Source organism: Cellulomonas olei (assembly GCF_039548315.1).
Taxonomy (GTDB): domain Bacteria; phylum Actinomycetota; class Actinomycetes; order Actinomycetales; family Cellulomonadaceae; genus Cellulomonas.
Genome location: NZ_JBCLVN010000065.1, coordinates 1 through 4,187, shown reverse-complemented (window position 1 = coordinate 4,187; position 4,187 = coordinate 1). Strand labels below are relative to the sequence as shown.

Sequence of the window (4,187 nt, the reverse complement as noted above, 5' to 3'; positions counted from 1 at the left end):
GCTGGCTGACCGACCAGGACGTCCCGGAGACCAACGCCCTGCAGGACGTGCTCATCGTCATCGGCCTCATGCCGCAGCAGTCCGAGGACCACCTCATCAAGCGCGTCATCGGCCTGCCCGGCGACCGCGTGGCCTCCGCGGGCGACGGCTCGCCGGTCACCGTCAACGGCGTCGCGGTCGACGAGTCCGCCTACCTCGCACCGGGCGCGAGCCCCAGCGAGATCGCCTTCGACGTGACCGTCCCCGAGGGCTCGCTGTGGGTCATGGGCGACAACCGCCAGCACTCGGCGGACTCGCGCTGGCACCTCGGCGACCCCGGGGGAGGCGCCGTGCCCGTGTCCGACGTCGTCGGCACCGCCTTCGTGACGCTCTGGCCGCTCGACCGCATCGGCATGCTGCGGAACCCCGGCGACGTCTTCGAGGCCGTGCCGGACGCGTCGTGAGCACCTCCGTGAGCCCCGACGACCTGGGGTCCGGCGACCTCGGGCCCGGCGACCGCGGCGCGGGCGGTGCGCGGGGGACGGGTGGTGTCACCGAGGCCCGTGCGGGTGCGGCGCGCGCGCGGGCGGGCACGGTGCCGGCGCGGCGGGCCGGCGCGCGTGCGGCCGGTGCGCGGGCGGGTGCGACGGGCCGGGGCGGCGCGCCCACGTTGCGCGTCGAGCGGCAGATCCTGCGCGACGGCGTGCCGGCGCTCGCGTGCGTCGACGAGGTCGGGCGCGGCAGCCTGAGCGGCCCGGTGACGGTCGGCGTCGTCGTCGTCACGGCGGAGACCCGCTCCGCCCCGCAGGGCGTGCGCGACAGCAAGCTCCTCACGCCGGAGGCCCGGGAGCGTCTCGCGCCGCTGATCCGCCGCTGGGCCGCGTGCTGGTCGGTCGGCCACGCCGAGCCCTCCGAGATCGACCGGTACGGGATCATCGCCGCGCTGCGGCTGGCCGCGCACCGCGCGATCGCCGCCCTCACGGTCCCGCCCGCCACGTTGCTGCTCGACGGCAACCACGACTACGTGACGACGCCCGCCCAGGACACGCTGCTCGGGCCGCCGCCGGTGCTCGACGCGGTGCCCCCGGTGCGCACCATGGTCAAGGCGGACCTGCGGTGCGCCGCCGTCGCCGCCGCGAGCATCCTCGCCAAGACCGAGCGCGACGCGATCATGGTGCGACTCGCCGAGGACCACCCGGAGTACGGCTGGGCGGAGAACAAGGGCTACTCGGCACCCGAGCACCTGGCGGCGCTGCGCCGGCTGGGCCCGACGCCGCACCACCGCACGTCCTGGCGGCTGCCGCAGCGGGAGGCCGCGGGCCTGTCCGTCGCGGGGGAGGACGTCCGCGCGGCGGGCGCCACGGCCGGCGGCGCGCTCCCTCTCGGTGCGCTGCTCGACCCGCGGCTCGACGTCGCCGGATGAGCCCCGGGGCCGTCCCCGTGCGAGCACCCGCGCCCGGATGGGGGATGATGGGCCGGTGAGTGCGGAGGACCTGGAGAACTACGAGACCGACATGGAGCTCGCGCTCTACCGCGAGTACCGGGACGCGGTCGGGCTGTTCTCGTACGTCGTGGAGACCGAGCGCCGGTTCTACCTCGCCAACCACGTCGACCTGCAGGTGCGGTCCGCGGCCGGCGAGGTCTACTTCGAGGTGACCCTGGCCGACGCCTGGGTGTGGGACGTCTACCGCTCGGCGCGGTTCGTGAAGTCGGTGCGCGTGGTGACGTTCAAGGACGTCAACGTCGAGGAGCTCGTCAAGGCGGACCTCGACCTCGGCGGCGGGTCCGGCTTCACGCGCTGACCCGGCCCGCGCGGGCCTCCCCGGGCGTCACGCGGGCGACCGGTCCTCCACAGGGGGACCGGCGTCGCGTGGTCCCCACGGCCGTCCGTCGCGGCCGGACGCAGGGCTGCTCGCGGGCCACGCTCGTGCCCGGAGGTGACGCCGATGCGCACGAGGAACCAGACGGGCCGGCTCGGTGAGGGACTGGCGGCGGACGCCCTGCGGGCCGAGGGGTTCGAGGTCCTGGACCGGAACTGGTTCGGGCCGGGAGGCGAGCTCGACCTCGTCGTGCTCGACCGGGACGCGGACGAGGTCGTCGGCGTGGAGGTCAAGACCCGGACCTCGCGGACGTTCGGGACGCCCGCCGAGGCGGTGACCCCCGCGAAGGTCCGGAGGCTGCGGCGACTGCTCGCGCACTGGCTCGCGACGCACGACGTCCGCGCCCGTGGGGTGCGGCTGGACGTGGTGGCCGTCGAGCTGCGGCACGCCGAGCCGCCGCGCCTCGAGCACGTGCGGGGGATCTGCTGATGGTGCTCGGCCGCACCCGCGCGGTGGCGCTCGTGGGCCTCCGCGGACACGTGGTCGACGTCGAGGCGCACCTGGCGTCGGCGCTGCCGGCGTTCGCGCTCGTGGGGCTGCCGGACACCTCGCTGACCGAGGCGCGGGACCGGGTGCGCGCGGCCGTCGGCTCCACGGGACTGACGTGGCCGAACCGCCGGATCACCGTGAACCTCTCCCCGGCCGCGTTGCCGAAGTCCGGCCCGGGGTTCGACCTGGCCGTGGCCGTCTCGGTGCTCGCCGCCGCCGGGCTGGTGGACGCGGCCGCCGCGGACCGCGCCGTCCACCTGGGCGAGCTGGGTCTCGACGGACGGCTCCGGCCGGTCCGGGGCGTCCTGCCCGCCGTGGCGGCGGCGGTCGCGGCCGGCCACCCGGACGTCGTCGTGCCCGTCGCCGACGCCGCCGAGGCCGCGCTGGTGCCGGGCGCCCGGGTCACGGGGTGCCGGAGCCTGGCGGAGGTCGTGCGGCGGCACGGTGGCGCGGTCCAGGTGCCCGAGGTGGCGGCGGTGGCGCCCGACCGCGGAGCGGCCGGCAGGCGGCATCCCGTCGGCGACCTCGCGGACGTCCTCGGCCAGCCGGAGGCGCGCACCGCGGTCGAGGTCGCCGCCGCCGGCGCCCACCACCTGCTGCTGGTCGGGCCACCCGGGGCGGGCAAGACGATGCTGGCCTCCCGCTTGCCCGGCCTGCTGCCCGACCTCGGCGAGGCGGACGCCGTCGAGGTGACCGCCGTGCACTCGGTCGCCGGGACGTTCGACCCCTCCGGCGGGCTGCTGCGCCGCCCTCCGTTCGAGGACCCGCACCACACGGCGACGCCGGCCAGCATCATCGGTGGTGGCTCGGGCACGCCCCGGCCGGGTGCGGCGTCGCGGGCGCACCGCGGGGTCCTGTTCATGGACGAGGCGCCGGAGTTCCCCGCCGCCGTGCTCCAGACGCTGCGCCAACCCCTCGAGCACGGGGAGCTGGTCATCCACCGCTCGGGCGGCGCCGCCCGGTACCCGGCCCGCTTCCAGCTCGTGCTCGCCGCCAACCCGTGCCCCTGCGGCCGTGCGACCGGGTCCGGTCTCGGCTGCGACTGCACGTCGCTGGAGCGGCGGCGCTACTTCGGGCGCATCTCCGGGCCGCTCCTCGACCGCGTGGACGTGCAGGTCGAGGTGCCCCCGGTCGCCAGGGCCCAGCTCGCCGAGCCCGGGGAGAGCACGGCCACGGTCGCCGCCCGCGTCGCCGCCGCGAGGACGGCGCAGGTGGACAGGTGGGCGGGGACCCCGTGGCGCGTCAACGCCGAGGTCCCGGGGCGGGAGCTGCGCGACAGGCTCCGGGCGGGCAGGAGGCTGCTCACCGACGTGGACGACGCCGTCGACGCGGGCTGGCTCACCCTCCGGGGCGCGGACCGCGTGCTGCGCGTCGCGTGGACGCTCGCGGATCTCGCGGGGCTCGACGCGCCCACCCGCGCGGAGATCGGGATCGCCATGGCCCTGCGCACCCGCGGGCAGGCCGGCGCATGACCCGGGACGACGCGCCGCACGCCGGGGCCCCCGGGGACGCCTCCGCGCCCGATCGCGTGGCGCCCGCACCCGCCGCACAGGCCGATCCCGGCGGGGCGGCCGGGCAGGAGGAGCTGGTCGCACGCGTCGCCTGGAGCATCGTCGCGGAGCCCGGTGACGCGACCGCCGGAGCGGTGGTCGGTGCCCTCGGCGCCGGCGTCGCTCTCGGCTGGGCGGCCTGGGCGGTCGGCGTCGGGCCGACGGAGGGCGTGCGGCTGCTCCGGGCACTCGTGCGCGAGGCCCCGGAGCGGGCCACCGCGCGGGTCGCCGAGACGGCGGGCGCGGCGGGCACGACGGGCACGACGGGCGCGGCGGGCGCGGCGGGCGC

General features: G+C 77.7%; 5 protein-coding genes and 1 pseudogene. All 6 read left to right on the top strand.

Annotated elements, in window-relative coordinates:
* On the top strand, positions 1-443 hold a 443-nt coding region (lepB, locus tag AAHH18_RS16220; RefSeq protein WP_343302325.1), incomplete at its 5' end, for a signal peptidase I.
* Positions 440-1,402, top strand: a complete 963-nt coding sequence (locus AAHH18_RS16215; protein ID WP_343302324.1) for a ribonuclease HII — start codon at positions 440-442, stop codon at positions 1,400-1,402. The genes lepB and AAHH18_RS16215, both read left to right, overlap by 4 nt.
* A 55-nt stretch (positions 1,403-1,457) precedes the next feature.
* Positions 1,458-1,781 (top strand): DUF2469 domain-containing protein, encoded by a 324-nt coding sequence (locus AAHH18_RS16210; protein ID WP_222169755.1) that lies wholly within the window; start codon positions 1,458-1,460, stop codon positions 1,779-1,781.
* 144 nt (positions 1,782-1,925) lie between these two features.
* The gene (locus tag AAHH18_RS16205; protein WP_343302323.1) at positions 1,926-2,288 is read left to right on the top strand and encodes a YraN family protein; all 363 of its coding nucleotides are present in this window, start codon (positions 1,926-1,928) and stop codon (positions 2,286-2,288) included.
* Entirely contained in the window at positions 2,288-3,820 is a 1,533-nt protein-coding gene (locus AAHH18_RS16200; RefSeq protein WP_343302322.1) for a YifB family Mg chelatase-like AAA ATPase, read from the top strand. The genes AAHH18_RS16205 and AAHH18_RS16200 overlap by 1 nt, the downstream gene beginning before the upstream one ends.
* Positions 3,817-4,187, top strand: a pseudogene (locus AAHH18_RS16195) (hypothetical protein); the annotation flags it as partial. The gene AAHH18_RS16200 and the pseudogene AAHH18_RS16195, both read left to right, overlap by 4 nt.

Bases quoted from the DNA above. Each gene is read 5' to 3' on its own strand.
- AAHH18_RS16205 (WP_343302323.1), top strand. From the start codon at position 1,926: ATGCGCACGAGGAACCAGACGGGCCGGCTCGGTGAGGGACTGGCGGCG.
- AAHH18_RS16200 (WP_343302322.1), top strand. From the start codon at position 2,288: ATGGTGCTCGGCCGCACCCGCGCGGTGGCGCTCGTGGGCCTCCGCGGA.